The 7,185-nt window shown below is 42.5% G+C and carries 2 protein-coding genes; both read right to left on the bottom strand.

Features of this window, described 5'->3' with window-relative positions; all coding sequences use genetic code 11:
* Positions 1 to 301: 301 nt before the first annotated feature.
* Complete coding sequence (locus AC1DVJ_RS23250; protein ID WP_477593762.1) at positions 302 to 5,974, bottom strand: discoidin domain-containing protein; 5,673 nt, start codon at positions 5,972 to 5,974, stop codon at positions 302 to 304.
* Positions 5,975 to 6,182: 208 nt separating this feature from the next.
* Positions 6,183 to 7,185 (bottom strand): ABC transporter substrate-binding protein (locus AC1DVJ_RS23255; protein ID WP_477593764.1); only part of this gene is annotated, 1,003 nt, incomplete at its 5' end.

The raw sequence follows: 7,185 nt of genomic DNA on the forward strand, positions 1-7,185 counted from the left end.
TTCGCTGAGCATACTATTCGAACCCTAACTAAAGAAACAACAAAAATCAAAGAATCCTTCAATTTCTTAAAAACCACTTATAAAAAAAAGTGGTTTTTCTACAAAATTACTAAATAAGCCTTCAAAACCAACAATCTAGTGGAATTGAAGACTTTATTCTAAACTTTTTCAATAACGATTTCTTCGTTGCAAAATACGGAAGGGGGAAAAGCTCCCCCTCCCCCATTTCATTGCCGATCAATCCTCAATTTCGCTAATGTAATTAACTCAACTTTCCATTCAACATTGTAAGCTTGTTGTTCTATTGCAAGATCGCTTTTGCTACAACTGCAAGGTCTACAATGTCAACTATTCCGTCATAATTTACATCCGCTTTCTCATTCCAGCCCACTTGACCTTGTTGTTTGCCGTAGGCAGCTGCAACCACAGCCAAGTCTCCAATTGAGACACTGCCTCCATTGACATCTGCGGTTATTTTCTTGCTTATGAACACTTGAATCGCCGCTTCCAGTGCGGTTTTCGCGCTATCCACCTGCTGCTGGGTGGCATTCGAAGCGTTTGCTGCCGCTTTTGCTGCATCGATGGCCGACTGCAATTGTGCTTTGGAGCCAATCGCATACAGTCCATCTCCATTGCCTTCCACTGCTGCGTCGTACTTCGCCTGAGCGCTTGCAATCGATGCATTCAAGAGCGACTTATCTACAGGTATAGTAGTTACAGTTATTAGGATCTCACGGGAGGCTCCGCCGACCTGCAACTCATTCCCCTGTGCATTGGCAATAACAACATTACCTACAGAAATTGTCGTACTAGTTGCCTGAGCTACAGATTTGGCCGTAAATTTGATGGCGAGCAAATCGCCTTGGGCAGTCACGTTCACGCCCACGCTGGCAGCCACAATTCGGAGTTGACCCGGCGCCATCTCTTTTTGATCAATGACTCGGAACCCTTCTTTCAGGGATGTAACCGTTTCGAATTGCACACTTGCAGGGTCGTACTGTAGTAAAAAATCTTGGGCGTACACTTGCTGGTATACGCTTTGCGTAACGCCGGTCAGTCCCATCGTCAGATTGAAGGTTTGCCCGGAGTTCACCTTGACTGGTCCGGCTATAACAACTTGCGGCACTTCCGGTGAATCAAGAATTACATTGATCTCCGCAGCACTTGCAAACCCACTGACGCCCGCTGTTGCTTCGAGCTTAACGTAAGATGCATTTGCCGAAGTAAATGATGCGTATTTCTCCGCACTGTTGTTGTCCCAATTTCCACTTGCAACCTTAGTAAAAGATACCCCATCCGTACTTACATACACGTTATAGCCTGTTATAATCCCATTGCTGCCTCCTGATTGCCTTGGTAAATATGCGACTTTATTGATCTTATAGGTTCCTCCAAGGTTTAAGGTGATCGATTGGGGGAGAACGTCGGATTTATTCCACTTTGTATGCCAGATCGTTCCCGGATTTCCGTCAATCGCCATGGAGGCTACGTTGTTATCTCCAGCAGTTTCCTGACTTGTCGCCGTTGCCGTCATTTGTGACTGAGGGACCGTATCAACAACTGTATTTATTGTCATAGGACGACTTATAACGGTCACCCCGTCTAAAGTTACCTTTACAGCAACGGTTGCATTAAATCCAGTACCTAGCTCGCCTTTAGCAATGATTGTATTGCTGCCTTCAACAATAGATAACCTTGCATCGCTAAATTGATACTCTACAGCAGCCATTGATAAATCAGCGGTTTCTCCTGTACTTAATAAGCCATTAATTGTGGCAACGATTGGATTGTTGAGTTTAATTGTATTTTTGTTAAGAGTTAAGTCAATATCACTTAAATAGGGAGCCACAACTATTCTTCCTGACTGATCAACAGAAAGATAAGTAACCTCTTCAATAGAGCGTCCGCCTATTGTTGCTCTGATGCGAATCTTTGCCATACCTTGTGAAACAGCGGTCAGCAGGTTTGAATCGCCAACTGTAATCACACCCTGGTTTTCACTTGTTACCGAGATCACCGCATCTTTCAAATCAATTGGTGCACCCGCACCCGTAAAAGCCTTAATGTCATATTTACCTGTAGCTGCAGTAACCGGCTTGTACTCATATTCGAAACGATCAAATAAATTGGACTTATCCGTTCCGTTTATTGCCACTTCAAGCAAATCAATCGTTGACCCGTTTGAACCGCCCTCAAATAGTAATTTTACGTATTGAGCATCCGCGTTTAATGCGTATTGATCATAGAATCCAAAATACGCAGTACCCGTCGGACCGTTAACGGTTTTGACATCATTCCATGCCAAACCATCATCGCTAGTTTGAATTTTTATTGTTTTAGGCGTATTGATATATCTTTGATCCAAAGAATTGAAGTTAAGATTGATATTAGCAATCTGAGACTTTGTCGGCAGCTTAAATTGAATCCATGCTTTCTCATTTGCAGGTACCGACCATTTGGATTGATCAAAATCATTGCCTTCAATTGTTTTTCCATCAACTAATTTACTTACTGCACCTTGATTATGACTAGCTGTAATTTCAGTGGCTGCAAGATTTTGGTATGGCAGCAGGTCTATGAATACTCTATTTGTTGTAAATGTTTTGCCGTCTAACGTTACATCAGCCCAAACGACTCCCCGTGTGGGTTGCTCTACGAACGGCGCAATAATTTCATTTGTATTGAAAATAAATCCATTTGTTTCTCTGATCGATACAGGCTTTAAATTGTCACCCGCTTTTAAATCAACGACACCGCCGTGCCATTGAATTTGTGCCGCATCAAGCCCTATTGCTCCGCCTTTCGATGATCTGCCCTCGATTTGATAGCTGAGTTTTTCTAGTGTATCAACCTCGCCGTAAGCTTCCTTTCCATCCACGAGTAAAGTTGCGCCAATCATGTTTTCCCCAACATAAATTTTGCCGTCTCTTGCTGTAACTTTTAAAGTATCCGGTTTGGTTACACCTTCATAAGTACCGCTAACAGTGATCGTCGTTGTTCCGTTGGATACCGGAGTTACGATTCCGTTAGCATTAACTGCCGCTATTGCAGGATTCGCACTATTGTATGTTAAACCTGAAAGCTTGACTTTAAGCGCTGGGAATGTCATATATCCCTCAGTGTTGATTTTGAGCGATGAAGGTGTCAACAGCTCACCCGTTGCTTTGACATTAGTAAGCGTATATTTGCGTGCAGGATTGTCCGTTACAATCTTGATGATTGTGTCAATCTGATCCTCCTGGACATTAGTAAGATTGATGGTCAGACTATCCCCATTTTGTACAAAAGAAGTGACAGGAATATCCTCGTTCAACCAGGTTACGGATGTCACATGATCTGGAACCGGACGAATCGTTAAAGACTTTCCAGGAATGGCATCAAGCCCTTTTTTGCTATCAGGTCCTTTCATAATATGAAGATAAACATTGTTGTCTCTATACATTGCGTATCCCCATTGTKGGCCTGTCGTACTGTTAGCTAAAGCAAATTTTTCATAATTGCCTTTTCCATCATCTGCGTAGCCATAGCCCGCAAGGAAATATGGCATTGTACCCGTTGTAGACTCATGTCTTTCCGGCTTTCCTACAGGTGCAAACCAATCTACAAAACTTTCTCTCACATCAATGTATTCCTGCTCTGCTTTAGGATACCTTGTCGCAATTTCCTCAGGGGAGTTCCAATTGGGCCCGCGACTATCAACAGGCGTCTGATCATTATTATCCACATAGCCTCTGCCGGCATTCATGATCATTTCCTTGGCAACTTGCCTATAGTCATCTCGTTTACCGTAATAGGGAGATTGACCATTTTTGGTATGTATCATTTTCCATGGTTCCATAATCGTACGTTTTAAAGTATGATTTGCAGCGCCATTAGCGTAAATACCGGATGCTTCTTCGGTTCTTAAATCAGGGTCTCCATACTCTGCACCCCATGCATTGGAGTTTACGATAATATCATCACTATAATTGCGTACAACGCTGTAAATCACATCAAAGTTGGCATTCGGTATCCCTTGCGGCCCATCATAATAAATGTAGTCAGGCGCATACCGTTCAATCAAATCAATCTGATTCTGCACATAGACGTCGGTCGTGTAATAAGGTATACCGCCGCCATAATATAAGCCAAACTTCATTCCATGACGCTTTACTGCCAGTTCAAACTGTTTCAACCCATCTACTACCTTACCGTTTGCATCCTTTGGAAGATACTGATGCCTATCATGTGTTGGATCCGCAAATTTAGACGGCCAAAGATAAGCTTGTTGTACCGATTCAACCGAAACTAATGAATGCCCTTGAGCTTTTGCTCTTTCTGCCCATAAATCGGCAGAGAAATTCGGGTCAACAAAGTAGCTGTAAATGGGGGCAGCATGAGTTAAAGCACCCACTCGCCCTTCTTCAAACCATTTATTAGGACGTTCCTTTACTGTAATCGTCATATTCTTTCTAGCCGTATTTCCATTATTGTCAGTTACTTGCACAGTAAAGTTATAATCTCCTGGTGCACAGTTAATACTGATTATACCTTTGCTGCTATTTAAATCGACATTTCCATTCACTAATCCATCTGCGATTGTGCCATCAACATTTAATGCCAAGCCAACAGGCAGATTGCCTTCTACGAGACTCCAAGTATAACCAGGCGCTCCCCCGCTCGCCATAAATTGAAATGCAGATGCCGCAACACCGTATTTATTGTTGGTCACCGATTTATTCCATACATAAGGCCATTCCTTGTAACCAAACGGCATACCTTGGGATGGAAGTGGTTTAATGGCATCCTCAGATGATAAGCCTTGTGTGACAATTTCTAGAGCCGCAGCTGCGCCTTTAACCGAATGAACAAGTCCATTTATTTTATTGCCATTTTGATCTGCGACTCTTCCGTAGAACCCAAGGTAAGCTACATCTTGATCAAATCCTAACGGAACATTGTTTGAATTAACATCTTCCGTATACGTATGCTTGATTTGAATCATCAGTTTATTCCAACCCTGCTTTAACTGAATCGCTTGTTTTGTCAAATCCTTTTGCACCTCCACAGGTGTGGACGGTGTGGTTACAGCCTTATCGTTGACATAAAGACGATATGAACCGCTGGCGCCTACATTATAATACGCTTGCTGTTCAACTGGGCTGTATACGTATGTGTGAGCGTATACATATTTGTTTCTAGTATCGATGCCTTTTTTCACAGAATAATATCCATATAAATCTTGATAATCATCGTAGTTTCTGTTGTAAATGCGATCATCGAAATATTCCCATTTATGACTTTCGTTATTCAAGCTTAACGGATCGCCAATTACGGGAGCGATCGTAGCAGCGCTAGAAGCAGATCCGGCTGCCGGCTTGTTATTTACCTCTATTTCTGATATCCCGGTTATGCTTGAATAAGGTGTACGTCCTTTATCGATTTCAACCTTCACTTCAACTACATTCTTCAACTCGGATTGCATGGCATATACGRTTGGTGCGGATGCGCTGGAAGATGTACTATCCACCTTTCCGGATTCTACTTTGCTGCCATCATTCAGCGTGAAAGTAAGATGATAATAATTGTTAACGTGACGCCCATCGCCCCATTGCGCTATTTTCACTTCATTAATTGTAATAGGCTGACTCCATTTCAGATTCACCCATGGAGCAGAATCATTTTCTGTCACCCACTGACTACTTGTGCTTCCATCAACTAATTTTGAAACAGGGTTTACTGCAAGAGTTGACGATGATGCTGTTATTTGTGATGCCGACGCCGCGTATTTCACGGTTTCTCCGACTGTAGTTCCATAAATTTGGTCCACTACAGGGGATACGAATGGACCTGAAACCAACCATGAGTTAATAAACGGGGCATTACCTGACACCTGCTGTGCTTCTACTTTATTAGTAGGAAAAGCAAACATGGATGTAACGATCATTGCAGTTGCCAACGCCACTGAAGTTATTTGTTTAATTTTTTTTATCATTCTTTTCTTTCCTCCTTTTTGTAAATTCCCACTCGAGGTTGGATACGCTTACAAATATCAAGAAAAAAGTCTTGTCACGGTACTGATGACTCACCATTACGCAAAGCAGGAGAGGAAGCGAAGTCAATCACATAGCTGATCTTAACCTGCTTCCCCTCACTTGATAAATCCCGCTAAAAGCTATTGCTTGACTTTATTTGCTTCATGCTTACTTGCCATTCTGCTTTTTCCATTCGTTGATCTGTTTCTGCTTCTCCGCGATAATATCGTCGGCTCCGGCATTCTTCAATTTTTTTATGAAATCCTCATAATATTTATCAGGATCTGCCGAGCCCGAATCGAGTGCATATAGAAGTTCTTTCAAAGTCGCGTCAACGTTTGCCATTTGGGTTTTAACCGGTTCCGTATTAAATACAAATCCCATCACAGGCGATATCATTGCTGTCTTATCAGCTTGATAAATAATGTTGAGAGACTTTTCACGCGATTCGACATCGGTGTTCTGATCCCACAGCATCCTGTTATAAGACTGTCCGATTTCCCATTCAGACCAGTTAAAATTGTATTGGTCCTTGATCATGTCAATTTTCTTTTCGCCAATCTTTTTGTAATCTTTCCCATCTTGACCGAATGCGAGGAGATGGAATAGCTCGTCATTCGTATTCAGCAATTCGATCAGTTGAACTGCCTTTTCGGGATGCTTCGAGTTGGCCCCTACAGCAACTAATGCAGTTGAAGGCGTATTGGCAGAGATAAAGGGCTCGGTAAACCTCTTGGTGTAACTGTAAACCTTATCATCTGGCGGCGACATAGCCATGAAAGAAGAGGCGCCAAGCTCAGGCATGTCAACCAGGTCTGGATACGGGTTGCTATATAAYGCGGCAACTCGTTTGGCTTTTCTGTCCGGTACATAATCCTTCATCGTAGCGGCATCTTTCTTTATGTAGCCTTTTTGATACCAGCTTCTGAACAATTTGAGATAATCCTTATACTCCTGKGTTTCGTATTGATTGATTACCTTGATATCTTTATCGTTATAACGAACCCAGCCGGGAATTTTATTATCTCCCACAGAATCCATGCCATAAACGACGGACATATCCGCAAAATTGTCTTGCTGATTGCTGTATTCCCAAGGAATCATATCAGGTTCGCCTTTTTTCACAGCATCCAGAAATGGCGTCAGGTCCTCCCATTTCTTTGCCGATTTC

It is taken from the genome of Paenibacillus sp. P4_A9 (genome assembly GCF_056402415.1).